The following is an 18,166-nucleotide window of genomic DNA, read 5'->3' on the forward strand; positions in this document are numbered from 1 at the left end:
CTTTTGCGCCTCTTTATCCGCCGGAGATATATGATATGGACGATGAATTATTCCTTCCGTTTCCAGAAACAGATGGTACCGAATAGTAGAAGCCACGTCCTGTATGGACAAGGGGTGTGTAACACCCCTTAATCACCTGTTGGCACGGGAAGCGGGCACGGTCAAGGAAGATCCTGTGTTTTATGCTCACGCCCCGATTTTGGGGGCGGGAGGGATAAATCACAGGATGTCCTTGACTGTGTCAATGACCAGTGCCAGTGTTCAACCACATCTTGCAAAGACAGCTAAAAGAGCAGAGTGGCGACAAATGGTTTGATCAGTTTAGTGACGAATCAACGTATCAGCAACAGCATATTTCAAACAATTTGCATTACTGTCCTTTTTGGGGTAAAATAAAAAGTCAATCTGTTAAATCACTGTGAGGAAACTATGATCGCTTTTTTATCGGGAACTCTTGAATACCTCTCTGGCGATCTCGCTGTCATTGATGTCGGCGGGGTGGGATATGAAGTCAATGTTTCGGCGGAAGTGTCTGGAAATCTGTCCTCGATCGGGACCGGGAATATTGTTAAGCTCTATACCTACATGTATGTCAGGGAGGGGCAGATCGCCCTGTATGGTTTTTTGTCCCGCGGCGATCTGGCACTTTTTAAGCTGCTCATCACAGTGAGCGGGGTCGGTCCGAAGGGAGGACTGAGCCTCCTTTCCGTGCTCTCGGCGGATGACCTCCGCTTTGCGATCGTGACAGGAGACGCAAAAATGATCTCCAGGGCGCCGGGTATCGGAAAAAAGACTGCAGAACGCCTGATCCTGGACCTGAAGGACAGGGTTTCTTCCGGTTTTGTGCCGGCAGCTGCCGATGGGGCAGGTCTGACCGGCTTGGCGGAAGGCCTGCAGCGGGATGCTGCAGCCGGGGAGTCCCTGGCCGGTACGCCTGCATCGGAGGCGGTCGAAGCCCTTGTTGCCCTTGGATACCAGCGGGCGGAAGCTTCACGCGCTGTTAAAAAATGCGTCCAGAAGGAGGACACGGAGGCGCTGCTGCACGAGGCGCTGCGATATCTGTAAAAATGATGTAAAACTACATGAAAACAGGATGGGGATTCATCCATGGAAAAAAGACTGATTGAGACAAGATTTACGGATGAGGACGCGAAGGTTGAGACATCTCTGCGGCCTAAGCGTCTTACAGAATACATAGGGCAGACAAGGATCAAAGAGAGCATGATGATCTCCATAGAGGCCGCGAAGCAGCGCGGGGAACCTCTGGACCACATCCTTTTTTACGGCCCTCCGGGATTAGGCAAGACCACGCTGGCGAATATCATCGCCAATGAGATGGGCGTCAATATCCGGGTCACCAGCGGACCCGCGATCGAGAGGCCCGGGGAGATGGCCGCGGTCCTGAACGGGCTCGGAGAGGGAGATATTCTTTTTGTCGATGAGATCCACAGGCTCAATAAACAGGTCGAGGAGGTCCTTTATCCTGCAATGGAGGACTTCGCGATCGATATCCTGATCGGAAAAGGGCAGGAGATGAGGTCGATCCGTCTCAGGATGCCAAAGTTTACTCTGATCGGGGCCACGACCAGGGCGGGACTTCTGTCGGCGCCTCTGCGCGACAGGTTCGGGGAGATCCACAGGCTGGAGTTTTATTCACCGGAAGAACTCAGGACCATTATAGAAAACTCAGCTAAAAAGCTTGATGTTTCCATTGCTCCGGAAGGAGCGCTGGAGCTGGCCCGCCGCAGCAGGGGAACACCCAGGCTGGCCAACCGTATCCTGAAACGGGTCCGGGATTTTGCCCAGGTCCGCTACGACGGAAAGATCACAAAGGAGGTCGCGGACACAGCTCTGGACCTGATGGAAGTGGACAAGATGGGACTTGACCGGGCGGACAGACGATTTTTGACTACACTGATCTCGGCGTTCGACGGCGGACCGGCGGGGCTGGATACCCTGGCGGCGGCTATAGGAGAGGACGCGGGCACCATAGAGGACCTGATCGAACCCTATCTGCTGCAGAACGGCTTTATCAGCCGCACGCCCCGGGGCCGTATGGCGACAGCGAGGGCCTATGAACACTTGAGTGCAGCCGGGACCTTATAAACCGGATACACCGTAAACCTGACACATCCAATGGAGGACAGGCTATGGCTTCAAAGAACGCGACCAAGGTGACTATTGGCGGAAAGACCTATACACTCAGCGGAAATGAGAGCGAAGAGTACCTGCAGGAGGTCGCTTCTTATCTCAATGGAAAGATCGCCCAGCTCAAAAGCGATGAGGAGTACCGCAATGTGCCCTTTGAGATGCGAGGCGTCCTGCTGCAGCTCAATCTTGCGGATGATTATTTTAAATCAAAAAACGAGATCCGCAGGCTCCAGAAGCTTCTGGAGGAAAGAGAACAGGATCTGGCGGACCTCAAGCATGAGCTGGTAGCCACACAGATGAAGCTGGAATCCGCTTCACGAACTCAGCAGGCTCAGAAAAGAGAAACTACATGAACAGACTTTTTCCCTATAAAGCAGAGCTTCTTGCGCCAGCCGGGAGCAGAGAAGCCTTCATCGGAGCGGTGAGCGCCGGGGCGGACGCTGTCTACCTGGCTGGCCAGCGCTTCGGGGCCCGGGCATATGCGGATAATTTTTCCACCCAGGAGCTTCTGGAGGCGCTCGAGGAAGCCCATCTTCTGGGCAGGAAGATCTACCTGACAGCCAATGTGCTGACCAGAGAGAAGGAGCTGCCCGAGCTGGTGGAGTTCGTCCATCTTTTGTATGAAAAGGGACTGGACGGCGTGATCGTCCAGGACATCGGTGTCCTGGAGGCCCTCCATGAAGCATGTCCCGGTCTGCCGCTCCACGCGAGCACACAGCTCTCCGTCACATCGGCTGAAGCAGTCCAATACCTGAGAAAATTCGGGATCCGGCGGGTCGTCCCTGCCAGAGAGCTCTCTCTGGAGGAGATCAATACGCTGCGCAGGGAGGACGGAGAAATGGTTCGCGGGAACCCGGCAATGGAGCCGATCGAGATTGAGGCCTTTATCCACGGCGCCATGTGCTACTCCTATTCCGGCCGCTGTCTGATGTCGAGCTTTCTCGGAGGCAGGAGCGGAAACAGGGGCCGCTGTGCCGGAACGTGCCGCCTTCCCTACAGGATCCTTGACGAAAAAGGCCGCCCGGCGGGGAAGGACAGTGCTTTGAAGGAATATTATCCGCTGTCCATGAAGGATATGTGCGTCCTGTCAATCCTTCCCGAGCTGATCGATGCCGGGATCCATTCTTTTAAGATCGAAGGCAGAATGAAAAAACCGGTCTATGCCGCAGGGGTCACAGCCATTTACCGCAAGTATATCGACCGGTGCTATGCCTGGATGGAAGCGGGAAGACCCGGGCCCTGGCAGGTGGAAGGGGAAGACCTGGAGAAGCTGCGCTCCCTCTATATCCGCACGGATCTCGGGACGGGGTATTATCATCAGAGAAACGGCAGAGAACTCGTTACGATCGGGAAACCCGGCTATGCCGGGACGGACGCCGCTCTGGAGGAGGAGATCCGCAGATCTTTTCTGACCGGCCTTCCCTCTATAGAGGTCAAGGGAAAAGCTTCTTTCAGAACCGGTGAACCAGCCGCACTCGAAGTGAGAGCAGGACAGGTGCGGGCAAAAGCTATGGGAGCAGTCGTCCAGCCGGCCCGCGGCCGTCCCCTCGACAGGGAAGAGCTGGAGGCCAGGCTTCGAAAGACCAAGAACACCCTCTTCACCTTTGGGGATCTGGACGTGACAGCGGATGACAGCGTATTCCTGCCGGTGAGCGCCATCAATGCTCTCAGGAGAGAGGCTCTGAGCCTTCTTCAGGAACGGCTGACCGACGGCTGCAGAAAAAATGCAAAGTCTGTCGGGACAAGTCAGCCGAATCCCCCTGCTGAAGGAAAAACAGAACAAAACACCGGGACAAGTCCGGCCGATCCTGTTGCCGGAGAAAAAAATCCCGGAGAAATAGCACTGCAGAAGGAGCAGCGGCAGGAATTGTGGGCGCTCGTGTCTACACGGGCGCAGATGAAAGCCGCGGCTGCGGCAGGCTGCAGCTGCGTCATTCTGGACGGGAGTTTCTTGCCTCCGGTCTCTCCGGAGGGCCTTTTTTCTATGGGGGAGGACCTGCCCGGGTATGATCAGAGATTGTATGAAAAAAAGGACTACGGGCAGCATGTTTTTCCGGAAAAGACACAAAGAGGAAACAATTATCCCTTAAAATCGACCGAAATTCGGTGGATCTGTGCCCTTCCGCCTGTTTTTCGCGTCTCTGAGAGAGAGAGTATACGCAGCGTTATCCTGAATGCAGCCGGAAACGGCTTCAGCGGGATCCTGGTGAGGACCTTTGAGGAGCTGCAGCTCGCCCTGCAGTCGGGATATGAAGGTGAGATCATTGCCGATGCATCTCTCTATGCCTGGAACCGGCTTTCCATGGAAGCCCTGGCGGGAGACTGCAGCGGAATCGTCTGTTCCCTCGAGCTGGAACAGCGGGCGGTCCTGGAGGCGGCAGGAGAGATGGATAAAATGATCCTGCCGGTCTACGGGAGGATCCCCATGATGGAGACTGCGGGCTGTGTGCGAAAGACACAGAATCTCTGTTCGGGACAGGAAGGTTTCTGGTATCTGGAAGACCGCATGGGGAAACACCTCCCCGTGAGGTGCCGCTGCGGAAACTGTTCCAATACCATCTATAACGCAGTTCCTCTTTCCCTCCATCAGTTTGCGGATTCCGGGCTTTTCAGGAAAACGGGAAAAAAACTCTGCATGTTCACGATCGAAGGCGGAGATGAGACCAGGCAGATCCTTCAATACTTTGCGGAGCTGACCGGCTCTCCCGGGAAACAAAAAAGGCAGGGAAAGAAGAGACCGGGGAGAACGGGACAGATCTCTCTTCCTCCCTTCAGAGACTTTACTAACGGACATTACAAGACCGGGGCGCTGTAGGGGATTATAACTGTAGGGGATTATAAAATGATCTGTGGCAGCGCGGAGGCTTTTCAATTATGAGTGTTTTCAATGCTTACGTCATTTCACTTTCAAAATATGTGAATACCGGGATCGTGGCGGTTTTTACGATTCTCGCCTGGCTGGGAGTCGATGTTGATTCGGAGAGAGTCAGGCATACGATCAGCATCTTTCAGAAGCTGTTATTGACTGCTTTTTTGATCAACGCTAATATGACGATCGCATGGGTCGTCCGCGGACGAAACGGGCGCCTCATCTGCCTCCTCTGTGCCATGGAGATCCTCTTTATGCTCGCTTTCATGGTGCTGTACAGGATCGTCCATGAGAGAGCGAACATGCTTTTTTTCAACAATCTATGCATGCTGCTTTCCATTGGCTTCGTCATGATCTCCAGGATCGCCTATTACGGATCCTGGGATGAAATCGCCTACAAGGCAAATGAACCGATCAAGCAGTTTGTGATGGCCGCGGCGGGACTTATGGCTATGCTCATTATCCCGTTTTTCAGGAGATTCTTTGATTCTCTGCGTCATCTGTGGCTTTTGTTTGCCGTTGTTGGAATTGTGATGCTGGGAGGCGTCCTTCTGCTGGGCGGCCTGACCTACGGAGCCAATATCACCTTTACGATTGCCGGTTTAACCTTTCAGCCGTCGGAATTTGTCAAGATCCTGTATCTTCTCATGCTGGCAGGGATACTGAGCACGGAAGTGACTATGGAAAAAGCTGTCTGCGCAACGATCCTTTCGCTCATCCATGTCGGCATCCTGGTCCTGTCTACGGATCTTGGCAGCGCGCTCATCTTTTTTATCGTATTTTTGATGATGCTCTTTCTTGCCACTGGCCGCTGGCGGGTGATCGCCGCCGGAGCGTTCCTGGGGGGAGTAGGCGCTTTGGTATTGTATTACCGTTTTGAACATTTCAAGGAACGTGTTCTGATCTGGAGAGACCCCTTCATGAAGGAGATCATCGAGAACAAGGGATGGCAGATCGCCCAGTCCCTCTTTGCGATCAGCTACGGAGGACCCTGGGGAACAGGGCTCACACAGGGCTCACCTCACAGCATCCCCAAAGTGGAGACCGATGTCCTTTTTGCCGCGATCTGTGAGGAGATGGGACTGGTTTTTTCCGTCTGCCTCCTCCTGATCTGCCTCAACTGCTTTATCAGGATCATTATTCTTTCGGCGGGCTATTCAAACCGGTTTTTCCAGCTCTTTACCTATGGGGCGGCAGTCTGCTATATTTTCCAGACTTTTCTGACCGTAGGAGGCCAGACAAAATTCATTCCCCTGACCGGAGTGACGCTTCCGCTGGTCAGCTACGGCGGCAGCTCGATCCTGTCTACGCTGATCATGATGGGAATCGTGGAGATGATCTTTATCCTGCATAATGAAAGGACTGCTATATTTGAGGAGCGCTACGAGAGGGAGCACCCGCTGGATGGCGGCCTGACAGACCAGATGTACGACAGTGAAATAGTTCCGGACATGCCGGAGGATCCCGGTTATTACAGAGAGAATGGAACTCTGACCGGAATGTACTCCCGTGATATGCGGGAGGATCCTTATTATAGTGACAATGGGATGCCGGATAATTTTCCTGTGAACGGGATTTCGGAAGAAGGGATTTTTGATGACTGATCACTTGTACACGCCTCTCTGGAGCGTATGTACAACAGAAATCAGACGGAGTTTAGACTATGTTGAAGAAAAAAGCACAGGATCCGGTTGAGAGCGGTGTCAGAGTTCCGGATACTTCCAATACAGGCCGGAACGACGCGCAGACAGGGGAAGTGCATGTGGAGAGCTTCAGAACGAGAGCGCGGCACCAGATCCAGTTTACTGCGGTGGCGTTTATTCTCCTGTTTGCCATTATGTCTGTTTCTTTCTGCAGGTATGCAGTCGTGAACAAAAGAGAATTGTTTGGCAATGGTTACAACAAGAGGTTCCAACTGCTGGAGAAAAGAAACCGCAGAGGGAGTGTCATTTCCGGAGACGGTGAGACGCTGGCTTATTCCGACGATAACAATGACCGCTATTACCCTTTCGGGGAAGATTTCTGCCATACTGTGGGCTTTTATATAAATGGCGGCGGCGGGATCGAAAAGTTCTTTGAATATGAAATGCTCTCCTCGGACATTTCCTTTAAGAGCAGGATCAAATACGATGAAGAATTCTCCCTGTATCCTGGAAATAATGTCTATGTGACGCTGAACACAAAGCTGCAGCAGTATGCCTGTGAAGCACTGCGCGCAGGGGATTACAGAGGAGCTGTCGTGATCACAGAGCCCTCCACAGGAAGGATCCTGGCCATGGTTTCCCTGCCGGGTTTTGAACCGTCGGAGCTGGAGGGGACCTGGGAGTATCTGCGCACAGATGAGAACAGGGCACCGCTTGTAAACCGCGCCGCCCAGGGAATCTATCCTCCCGGTTCGACCTTCAAGATCGTTGACTGCATTGAACTGCTTCAGGAGGATCCCGATGCACTGGATACTTTCTCCTATAGCTGTGACGACGGAACCTATACCTTTAATGATGAGAGCATCCACTGCTTTGATTATCAGCACCATGGTGACCAGGACCTGGCCGCAGCTTTTGCCAATTCCTGCAACAGCGCCTTCGCGGAACTGGTTACGCAGAAGCTTGATGAAAACCGGTTCAGGAGCACTCTCAAAAAGCTGATGTTTGACAAGTCCCTGCCCTATGATATGCCTTATTCCGAGAGCCATTCCCAGCTTCTGGAGAAAGGGGAGATCAGCACCCACAACCTGATGCAGGTCGCGATCGGACAGGGGACTACTGGCGTCTCTCCCCTTCATATGAACATGCTCACTATGGCCGTCGCCAACGACGGCGTGCTGATGCGCCCCTATATGATCGACAGCGTGCGCTCAGCCGAAGAGGATGTTCTGAAAAAATACAGCCCCAGGCAGGCGGCGACGCTCTTTGACAGCAATGTGGCAAAGAGCCTGCGCTCCCTGATGTGGGGGGTCACGCATATTGACAGCGAGAACGGCATTTACGGAACAGCCAGTGAATTTAATTATTCCCAGAACTATATCGCTTTCGGCAAGACCGGAACAGCGGAGTTCGGGGATGGAGAGGACTCCCACGGATGGTTCACCGGCTTTACTGTGGATGCCGACGATGGAGAAGAGGGAAAACCGGACCTGTGCATCACTGTGCTGGTTGAAAACAGCGGCGCGGGCAGCGATAAAGCGGTTCCGATCGCCAGGCAGATCCTGGACAGATGGTATGAAGAATATTGATACTTTTTGCTTGCATGACAATCCGGTATGTGATAGTATTCTAATGTTTGGGATTTGACACAGCTAAACAGCTGGCGGAACCTGCAGCTGATCGACAAGCTGAATGACAGAAGATGGCATAAGATATTAATAGCATAAGATATCAATAGCATAAGATGTCATTGGCATAAGATATCATAAAAAAGTTTCCGGAGCCGCCGCACCCGGCAGGGGAGTGAGGGAGCAGGACTGGAAACATGAAAAAAGCATGGAAATCTGAAAGGACTTGAAAATGACTATTCTTCGTATTGTGCTGACAGTTATCATGATCATCATCAGCATCATCATGACAGTGATCATCCTGATGCAGGAGGGCAAGAACCAGGGCCTCGGCGCTCTCGCCGGACAGAATGACACTTACTGGGGAAAGAATAAGGGCAGATCCATGGAAGGCTTCCTGTCCAGATTTACAGCCGGTCTTGTAGTGGCCTTCTTTGTTCTCGCTGTCCTCCTCAATATGCATCTGTTCTGATCATCCGGTTCCGCCTGCCTGGTCCGGACTGGTCGCAATAACTGGATCGTCTCCCGCGGAAACAGGGAGCCGGGCAAGACAGACAGGGTATAGTGTTTCCGGCACATCAGCTGTCTGACAGCGGAATGAATGGGATAGCTGCGGCACCCTGAAAGGGTGCCGTTTTGTCATCTTAACCGGCAGCAGGAGCGCGCTGCTTTTCACTTTCAGCCGGGCGGGGTGCGCGGAGGTTTAAACATGGCAGACAAGAATGCGATAAAACTCGTTGCCAACAACAAAAAGGCCTATCACGATTACTTCATTGAAGAAAAATATGAGTGCGGCATAGAACTGTTCGGGACGGAAGTAAAATCGATCCGCATGGGCAAATGCAGCATTAAGGAGGCTTATGTCGCAGTATCAGGCGGCCAGGCCTTTATTGAAGGCATGAACATAAGTCCTTATGAGAAGGGGAATATTTTTAACAGGGAACCCCTCAGACGCCGCCGGCTTCTCCTGCACAAAAAGGAGATCCTTCGTCTCCAGGGACAGGTACAGACCAAAGGATACACGATCATGCCTCTCCAGGTCTATTTTAAAAAGGGACTTGTCAAAATTGAGATCGGTCTGGCCCGCGGCAAAAAGCTCTATGACAAACGGGATGACCTGCGCAAAAAAGCTGTGCGCCGCGAAGCGGAACGGGAATACAGGAATGAACTGAAGATCTGATTCCGGACTGCTGTATGTCTCCGGCATAATGCCTTCAGTGTCTTTAAATCGAAAAAACGAAAAAAAACGAAAAAAACGCGGAAAAACACAAGCGGAAAAACACAAAACGTGAAAAAACAAAATGTGAACAAATACAAAACGTTAACAGACATGGAAGGCTAAAAACACAAAACGGCTGTTCCAAAAGGAACAGCCGGATGAGAAGAGCAGGTGGCGGGAATCGAACCCGTCTCCCCAGCTTGGGAAGCTGGTATTCTACCGATGAACTACACCTGCGTATTTATTTGTGCGTTTATTTGAAGCACAAAACTTATTATAGCAGAAAAATCCGGCATTGCAAGAGGTGTTTTTTCAGCTCATCATTTTTTACTTAAGCTCTTTAAGCTTTTATTTAAGCTTTTTAAGTTTCAGCTTTAAAAACAGGGCTTGTAAACAAGACACCGGATCCGATAAGTAAAGGTTTCCGGGACGTGTAAATAAAAGAGTATAAAACGATAGTATAAAACGGGAAGAGAGAATGCACAGAGAACCAAGTCTTAACGACAGACCCCGCGGAATCCGCAGAAAAAAGGAGCCGGTTCCAAGGACAGATACCGGCAGCAGCCGGGAGGAATCCCGCGGCGCGGCTGTTGATGCCGGATCCGCAGATCAGAAAATGAATAAACGGCCTGTTTCCCGCCGTCCCCTTTCACAGGGGAAGCTGTTTGCGGGGATCGCTGTCGTATTGATGGCTGTTTCCGCAGTGCTTGTATTCAGCGAGATCTGGGCTTTCACGACCTGGGCCGGTCTTAAGATGGATGAGATCATTTTCCATCTGCGTGCCCCCCTGGAGGGTACCGGCGGCGGAATGCTGGAAAAATATGTGACCAGATGCCTGCTCCCCGCCCTGTTGATCGCGCTCTGCGGAGTCGCCATGATCGTACACACCAGGCGTGCCCCGAGAGCCAGGGGGACATTTGTGAAACGAACCCTGATCGGAGCATTTATAGCTCTGATCGCCTCGGCTATAGTGGGGACTGTTAAGCTTGATCTGATCCATTACATCAGCGACCAGATGCAGGATTCCTCTTTTATCGAGGATAATTATGTGGATCCGAAAAAAACGGCCATGACATTTCCTGAAAAAAAGCGGAACCTGATCTACATCTACCTGGAGTCAATGGAGATGACTTTCTCAGATCCGGAACACGGAGGCATTTTCCAGAAGGACATCATCCCTGAACTGACTGAACTGTCCATGGAGGGCGATAATTTCAGCGGGAATTCAGGCCTTCTCAACGGAGGTCATGTCATGCCTGGTTCCACCTATACGATGGCAGGTATGTTTACGCAGTCTTCCGGACTTCCTCTAAAGATGGATCTGAGTGAAAAGTTCACTGATCAGAGAGGCTCCTTCAACAAGATGGATACGCAGGATTCTTTCTTTTCCGGAGTGACGACCCTGGGGGACATCCTCGACGGGGAGGGGTATAACCAGGCCTTCATGATGGGATCGGACGCGACTTTTGGAGGAAGGCGGCTCTATCTGACAGAACACGGAGACTTTGAGATCTGCGACTACAAATGGGCAATCGAAAAGGGATATATTCCCAAGGACTATTATGTGTTCTGGGGCTTTGAGGATGAAAAGCTGTTTTCCTATGCGAAAGACAAGATCCTGGAAATGGCGGCAGAGGAGGAACCCTTTAATTTTTCTCTGCTGACAGTGGACACTCATTTCGAGGACGGGTACCGCTGCAGGCTCTGCAGGGATGATTTTGAAGGAAACCGCTATGCCAATTCCTTTGCCTGCTCCAGCAGACAGGTGAGCGAATTCGTCCGCTGGATCCAGCAGCAGGACTTCTATGAAAATACGACGATTGTTCTGAACGGTGACCACCTGACCATGGACAGTGACTTCTGTATCGAGGTTCCCGCCTCCTATGACCGGAGGACCTATACGGCTTATCTCAATTCGGCCTGTGAACCTGCTGATCCTGATCGGGAGAGACAGTACACGACACTGGATAATTTACCGACAACTCTGGCAGCTTTGGGAGTCAAGATCAAGGGCGACCGGCTCGGACTGGGGACAAATCTTTACGGCACCGCGGATACCCTGCTGGAAGAATACGGCATGGAGGAGCTTCCGGAGGACCTCAGCAAAAAGAGCTCCTTTATGCAGAAGCTCGCAGACATCGATATTTACGATATGGACCTGCTGCGCAAGCAGGGCCTCACCCCGGGCTCCTCGATCACGATCACAGAGTGCAACGGAGATACAGGGGAGCTTTCCTTCGAAGTGAAGGATTTTAAAAATATTTATGAGAAGATCAACTCTGTGGAGGCGAGAATCTCGGACAATGATGATCCGGAGGGAGTCGTAACGATTCCTTTGAAAAATGAAAGAAAGAACGTATATACAGGACATCTGACGGGAGAGGAGGGGATCAACCTCAAATCCTGTAATCTGTATATCTACGTCGACGGAAAATCCGGACGCAATTTTGAGGCGGGGCGGGTCACAGGTGACCTGACGCTCCGCACAGGAGATATTTATGAGTATCTCCGCAGGCTTTCCGAAAACAGGCAGTACAGCATTTTTGTCGCGATCCGCGATGACGGCACCAGACAGATCGATACAGAGATCCAGAATCTGCTCCATGAACTCGGGCTTGAAGAGACCCTGCCCGGACACTACAGATGGAGCTATTACGCGGTTCTGATCCCGGGACAGGAAAAGATCGAGGAGATCGGCGAGGAGGAACTGAGCTGTACAGGGACACTGCCGGACGGTGCCCAGTATTCCGTAATAAGCCAGGGAGGCCTGAGCGGAGCGGGCGGCGGAGCCGGCAGATACCTCACCTGCTCGGTAAAGATCAATGAAGTGGAATACGCCGTCCAGAGGATCGGCCTGAATTTTGTCATATATGACAATGAACACTCCGTCGTGGTGGACAGTGTGGAATTCAATACCTATGACGGTCTGGGAGCCAGAAGGAAGGAGCCTTCCCTTCAGACTGCGGACTGATATCAATAAAACCGATGGTTACAGGACCAGCTTTAAATGGCACGATCATTTAAAGCTGGTCCTGTTCTTTTATATTTGCGGCTATAGCCGAGTGTTTGGACCCTTCTCAAATGTCCGCACCAAACCATGACTGAACCCTGCCCGGGTTGTGCTCAAACCGTACTCAAAACATACACAAACTGTACTCAAACGGTACAAATACGACTCGAATTGAAGCCACTTTTTGACTCCGAAAGGATATACTAATATCGTAGAAAAAAGTGTTGAGAGGTATTTTTAAGCTTCTTTAATGCATGTTATCCAAAAGGGGAAGGGATCAGTCATGACAGCTGCAATAGAGAAACAAAAGGACATCTTGTGCGTGAAGATGCTCGGTGGTTTTTCCATGAGCTATAACGGACGGACGATCGCGGGCTCCTCGAAGTCTTCGGTCTCCCAGAATAATGCACTGCTTCAGATCCTGATCCACTCCGGAAAGAGCGGTGTTACTCGTGACCGTCTTGAGGAGCTTCTTTTCGGGGACAGGGAAGTTGACAATGCGCATCACTCCCTGCGCAGCGTCATCTATAATGCAAAGAAATACCTCGAAAAGTCCGGTCTTCCCAAGGTCAATTACATCCTTTCTGACAAGGATGTCTTCTACTGGACAGATGAGATCGAAGTAGTTGAGGATGCCCGTGAATTTGAGGATCTTTACAATCAGGCAATGAATGAAGGGGATTCTTCAAATCGCCTGGAATATTTCCTTAAAGCATGCTACCGCTACGGGGGAGAGTTCCTCCCTATGCAGACAGGCAATGTGTGGGCTGTCCGCGAATCCATCCGGTATGAGGAGATTTTTTCCACCTGTGTCGAAAAGGCCGGAGACCTGCTCAGGGACAGGCAGGACTATAACCGGATGAAGGAGCTTGGACAGTTTGCTTCCGTGATCTCCCCTCTTTCCGACTGGGAGTCCATGACGATGGAAGCACTTGTCAGAATGCGCAAGTATGACGAAGCCATCCGCCTTTATGAATGCACAGTCAAGTATTATCTCGACGAGCTCGGCGTCCATCCTTCCGGAAAGATCGTCGAATGGTTCGAGCATCTCGGGAAGGGGATCAGCCATCACCACACGGTCCTCGAAGATATTACAAGAGACCTGGAAGGAGACACCGGGACACCGTCCGAAGGATATCTGTGCAGCTATCCCGTCTTCCAGGGAATCTACCGCTCAAACCGCCGCCTCATTGAGAGGACCGGGGCTTCCTCCTGTCTGATGCTCTGCACCATCCTGGACGGAAAAGGAAACCCGATGAAAGAGGGAAATGTGCTCGACAGACTTTTTGACCGTCTGATCGACAGTGCCTGCAGCAGTGTCCGCCGCGGAGATGCGGTATGTTCCTATGGCAGGGGACAATGTCTTATCCTTCTTACAGATGCGACCAGGGAGGAGTGCACACTCGTGCAGCAGCGCATCAACAGACAGTTTATCGTCGGCAGACAGCGTATCAGTGTTCAGTATGATGTTACCGTTATATCTCCCGATGAGAGGACCCTTTTTAGAAAAACCAGTTGATCTTATAACAGGACAGCCTGTTATTATCGCCCATCCGGCTGCAGAGCAATGTGTTCATTGAACTTTGCTCTGAACATTGCTCTGCAGCCGGATGGGCGTTTCCTTTGTTTGACGGAGAATGCCTTAAGCTGCTGCAGTATTGACCTGCACGAACGAAGTTTTGAAAAAACTAAGAGCGAATCTTTGGAAAAACAACGAAAGCAGCTTTGAGAAAAACTGTGTACCAGCCGGTATGACAAGCACGTCCCGGCTATGTTATCATATCCCTGTAAACCTGTATTCACACAGGAGATTATCATGCGCATATCAATAGTGGACGACAGACTGGAAGACAGGACTGCTTTACAGCGGGAGCTGGACAGCGCCCTGCGGGAGAAGGGATACAGTGTGGAGACGATCGATCTGTATTCCTCCGGAGAGGAGTTCCTTTCCGGTTTTAAAAAGGGAAAGTACGACCTGATCTTTTTTGATATCTATATGGACGGGATAAACGGGATCGAAGCGGCAGCTGAAGTAAGGAAGGAAGACAAGTCTGTCCGTCTGATCTTTGTGACGACCAGCAATGACTTTGCCGCGGAAAGCTATTCCCTGCGCGCGGATTATTACCTTCTCAAACCCTTTGTGCACGAAGATATCCTGAAGGCCCTGAGCATCATCAATCTTGAGGACTATGAGAGGCAGAGAGTCATTGTCCTGCCGGACAAGTCTACTTGTCTTTTGCATGATATTATTTATTCCGAATACTATAATCACAGGATCGTCCTTTATCTGAAAAGCAACCGCAAGAAAAAGATCAGGACATCCCAGGCTGATATAGAGAGGATCCTCTGCAAAAACGATGGATTCGTGACCTGTACCAAGGGGATCATTGTCAATCTGGAATATGTTCAGAGGTTTGAAGACGGGACGATCTTTCTGGCTGACGGGCTCCAGGTTCCTGTCAGCCGCCGTAGGACTGCCGAGATCCGGAAGGCTCATGCCGATTACCTGTTCAGACAGGTCAGACTGTAAACTGTCACCGTTCAAAATGATCTTTGTTCATTGCTGCTGTACAGGCTATACACGCCCTGTTGAGAGCGTGTATAGCCTGTACAGACTGTCATGCAATTCCCCCTGGGTATCCGGCTTGCACAAAAACTGCATTCCCTGTATACTTGAAATGGCAATTTGTGCGTCATGCCAACCAGCATCCACTTATAGCCATTTCGCTGGATTGGATAGGGGAACGCGGCTTCCCCTATTTGTTTATTGGGGAAAATAAATAAATGCAATTCTCGTTATTGGAAGCGGCTGTCTTCAATCTTCTACGCTCTATACCGCTTATCTTTCTTGCCTTCTATCCATTCGTGGACAGAAAACGCTTTTCCGCAAAGATCACTACCTTGATTTATGAACTGATCCTCGCGATCTGGATGATCGCAAGTCTTTATAACGCGTATTTTGCGCCATCTACCTATTATATTGTGGTGGCTGAGCTGATCGGCTTTATCCTGATCGCTGTTTTGTATGTCGCGGCTCTGGATGCGCATCCCGGAAAAATGTTGTTTTTCTGTTTCATGCTTATAAATGTAGGCTACATGACCACGGCTTCCGCCAAGTGTCTGGAGGGATTTCTCTTCCCTCAGATGGCCCTGGAAAGGTACCGGTGGACAGCTTCTTTATGCCTTCTTCTGGTCTCTATAGTCATTGAGCTCCCGGTATACAGGTTTATGAAATGGGAAAAAGACAACCTGTCCAGAGATATGCAGCCCGGATATGTCTGGCAGTTCAGCTGGCTTGTTCCCACGACTTTTTATCTCATTTGGGCGCATGAATTTTATGGGACCGGCAATGCTTTGGAGTGGGTATTGAAACCGTCCAATGTTTTTTTCCTTGGCATAGTCAATCTGGCTTCTTTCCTGATCTATTATCTTATCCTCCGGTTGATCCGGGAAAGCGCGGATTATCTGAGGCTGAGGGAGGAAAACCATGCACTGACTCTGCAGATCATGCAGTACGATGATCTCAACCAGCGAATCTCCGCCGCCAGACAGGGAAGGCATGATCTGAGACATCACATCGTGACCATGGAAAATTATGTCAAAGCGGGAAATATTGAGGAACTTAAGAAGTATCTGGACGAGATTGGAGAGAGGTATCAGCTGGAGGAGACCCTGACTTATTGCAGCAATACGACTGTGAATGGAATTCTTTCCTATTTTTCTCAGGAAGCCAGCAGAGACAACATTGATTATAAAGTAAATCTGGGCATCCCCGAGGACGTCAAGATCGCGAAGACGGATTTGAGCATTCTGTTCGGCAATCTTCTTGAAAATGCGCTGGAAGCCTGCCAGCGGCAGCGTTCCGGGGAGAGAAAGATCCATGTGAGGGGACAGACCTCGCAGAACACATTTGCCCTGGCCATCGACAATACCTATGAGACAGAGCCTCAGAGGGATAAGATGGGAAAATTCCGCTCGATGAAACACGCAGGCGCAGGGATCGGCACGGAATCCGTCAGGGACATCGTCAACCGTTATGATGGCGTAATAGAATTTGAAACCAAGGGAGACCTGTTTTGTGTCTCCGTTCTGCTGTATCTTTCCTGACTGCCCTGAACCGCTTACAGATGCCTGAAGCGCTGTTTCGTTTTATGAACCGTGGTCATAATGAACCACTATGATTATGAACCGCCAAAACGCCTCGACCTTCGAGGCTTCCTGAGTTGCAGCCTGCAGCTTCTTTGATGTTTACAGAAAAATGATCCAGGGGAAACTGATGAAAAAAACAGAGACCGCGCTGTCGCAGGAAGGGATGAAAAAGTCTTTCCTCCGGGCTTCTTTGTCTTTTTATGAAGGCAGGAGGGCAGACCTGCGCCGGCTCGCTGTTGTACTTATACTCCTTGCAGCAGCTCTGCTCTGCCAGGGCTGTGTGAAAAAATATACTGCCGGTGAGATTAAAAGCTACGCCAGTAAGGAAGCCGGTCACAATGATCTTACAGTTCCGAATGAATACAGAGAGATCCTGGAAGATGAGGAAGGATATCTGGATCATTTGTGGACGGTGACGGACAATACCGACGGGATAGTTTTTCATGTTCTCGACGACTATTACTGGGCTATGGAGGAAGTGGAAAACCGGCTCTTGAATGATTATGACAGCTGTGTCTTTCTCTCTCTGTTTGAGCGGGGTAAGCTCCCGGGGACAGACCGGATCTCTTTTACCAGGACAGACAATTCCGGCCTGATTAAGGTGGACCTGTACTGCAGTTTCACAGACCGGGCTTCTCTGAACGACTGCTATGAAGACCTGTGCGCCGTCCGTGAAGCCGCTGAAAAGTCGGGCTATCCGGGACTGGACGTCAACTACCATGTCTGCTATGAGAGCGTCCTGAGGCGGGCAGTGGACTATGAGACCGGAGAGGGGAACACAGAGGGAAATCTCGGCAGCATCGATAAGGAAGCTCTGAAAAAGATGACCAATAATTACCTGGCCTGTGTCCTGGATTACCGTTTCGAAAACGCGCTGAGTGAATTTTCCCCGGAGGAGATCGATACCCTGGTCAACCTTCCCGGTACCGTCAGGATCTATAAAGCTGTCGGCGGGGACAGTGATGTGAACCCGGCTGCCGCAGATCCCTCACAGAGAGAGTACTATGACGATGTGATCGGCAATCCCAGATATGCCGGTATCAGTTTCGGAACGCTTTATGAAATTCTAAAAAAAGAGGGTTTTAAACCTTCCGGAAATGCCTGGCATTTTTCTTTCAGGGGACCGGAGGGCAATCTGTACGAAATGTCCTATGACTTCAATGATCTGAGCGGATATAATGACAAGCAGGGAAAACTCAGGAAAGGCTATTATTATATCCGGGACGACAGGAAGGTCAGGATGAGCTCTTATTATGCCAATCACTTCGAAGCTTCCGAGATCAATGCCCTGACCGGCCTGAGGATCGCCGAGGACCGGCCTTACCTCACAACTGACGAAAAAGCCGCTGAGCAGTGATCCGGTAATACATTTATCTTTACAGGAAAATCAGAACAGAGATGTTGGTCACTTGTCGACAAGTTTCAAATTGTTTTTCGCCTTTTTTGCACGACGATCCGATTAAAACAAATCGCGTGAATGATAATTGACATGTCGGC

Annotated in this window: 13 protein-coding genes and 1 tRNA gene; 13 read left to right on the plus strand and 1 reads right to left on the minus strand. The window is 50.9% G+C overall.

Going from position 1 to position 18,166, the window contains the following annotated elements; translation table 11 throughout:
* Positions 1-429 precede the first annotated feature (429 nt).
* From ruvA to smpB, 8 genes are all read left to right on the plus strand, one after another.
* Complete coding sequence (gene ruvA / locus BLT02_RS11900; RefSeq protein ID WP_092995686.1) at positions 430-1,065, plus strand: Holliday junction branch migration protein RuvA; 636 nt, start codon at positions 430-432, stop codon at positions 1,063-1,065.
* Positions 1,066-1,107: 42 nt separating this feature from the next.
* Complete coding sequence (gene ruvB / locus BLT02_RS11905; protein ID WP_092995689.1) at positions 1,108-2,106, plus strand: Holliday junction branch migration DNA helicase RuvB; 999 nt, start codon at positions 1,108-1,110, stop codon at positions 2,104-2,106.
* A gap of 44 nt (positions 2,107-2,150) precedes the next feature.
* Positions 2,151-2,504, plus strand: a complete 354-nt coding sequence (locus tag BLT02_RS11910) for a cell division protein ZapA (RefSeq protein ID WP_092995692.1) — start codon at positions 2,151-2,153, stop codon at positions 2,502-2,504.
* Positions 2,501-4,966, plus strand: coding sequence for a peptidase U32 family protein (locus tag BLT02_RS11915; protein ID WP_092995695.1), 2,466 nt, complete (start codon positions 2,501-2,503; stop codon positions 4,964-4,966). Before BLT02_RS11910 ends, BLT02_RS11915 begins: the two co-directional genes overlap by 4 nt.
* Before the next feature lie 59 nt (positions 4,967-5,025).
* Positions 5,026-6,624 carry an FtsW/RodA/SpoVE family cell cycle protein gene (locus tag BLT02_RS11920; protein WP_092995698.1) on the plus strand — a complete coding sequence of 533 codons (1,599 nt, stop codon included), beginning with the start codon at positions 5,026-5,028 and terminating at the stop codon, positions 6,622-6,624.
* A gap of 59 nt (positions 6,625-6,683) precedes the next feature.
* Positions 6,684-8,252 carry a peptidoglycan D,D-transpeptidase FtsI family protein gene (locus tag BLT02_RS11925; RefSeq protein WP_092995701.1) on the plus strand — a complete coding sequence of 523 codons (1,569 nt, stop codon included), beginning with the start codon at positions 6,684-6,686 and terminating at the stop codon, positions 8,250-8,252.
* Between the two features lie 271 nt (positions 8,253-8,523).
* Positions 8,524-8,763 (plus strand): preprotein translocase subunit SecG, encoded by a 240-nt coding sequence (gene secG, locus BLT02_RS11930; RefSeq protein WP_092995704.1) that lies wholly within the window; start codon positions 8,524-8,526, stop codon positions 8,761-8,763.
* 237 nt (positions 8,764-9,000) lie between these two features.
* Positions 9,001-9,471: an SsrA-binding protein SmpB gene (gene smpB, locus BLT02_RS11935; RefSeq protein WP_092995707.1), complete on the plus strand. Its 471-nt coding sequence runs from the start codon at positions 9,001-9,003 to the stop codon at positions 9,469-9,471.
* Positions 9,472-9,676: 205 nt separating this feature from the next.
* Here the strand turns inward: smpB and BLT02_RS11940 are convergent.
* A tRNA-Gly gene (locus tag BLT02_RS11940) sits at positions 9,677-9,747 on the minus strand.
* A gap of 241 nt (positions 9,748-9,988) precedes the next feature.
* Here BLT02_RS11940 and BLT02_RS11945 point away from each other — a divergent pair.
* From BLT02_RS11945 to BLT02_RS11965, 5 genes are all read left to right on the plus strand, one after another.
* Entirely contained in the window at positions 9,989-12,481 is a 2,493-nt protein-coding gene (locus tag BLT02_RS11945) for a sulfatase-like hydrolase/transferase (protein ID WP_092995710.1), read from the plus strand.
* Between the two features lie 322 nt (positions 12,482-12,803).
* Positions 12,804-14,039 carry an AfsR/SARP family transcriptional regulator gene (locus BLT02_RS11950; protein WP_242869794.1) on the plus strand — a complete coding sequence of 412 codons (1,236 nt, stop codon included), beginning with the start codon at positions 12,804-12,806 and terminating at the stop codon, positions 14,037-14,039.
* A 297-nt stretch (positions 14,040-14,336) separates the two neighbouring features.
* Complete coding sequence (locus BLT02_RS11955) at positions 14,337-15,050, plus strand: LytR/AlgR family response regulator transcription factor (protein ID WP_175453816.1); 714 nt, start codon at positions 14,337-14,339, stop codon at positions 15,048-15,050.
* A 254-nt stretch (positions 15,051-15,304) separates the two neighbouring features.
* A complete protein-coding gene (locus tag BLT02_RS11960; RefSeq protein WP_092995716.1) occupies positions 15,305-16,627 on the plus strand; it encodes a sensor histidine kinase in 1,323 nt (440 codons plus the stop codon).
* 169 nt (positions 16,628-16,796) lie between these two features.
* Complete coding sequence (locus BLT02_RS11965) at positions 16,797-18,026, plus strand: hypothetical protein (protein WP_139187593.1); 1,230 nt, start codon at positions 16,797-16,799, stop codon at positions 18,024-18,026.
* Positions 18,027-18,166 lie beyond the last annotated feature (140 nt).

The organism is Sarcina sp. DSM 11001 (assembly GCF_900101015.1).
GTDB lineage: Bacteria > Bacillota > Clostridia > Lachnospirales > Lachnospiraceae > CAG-791.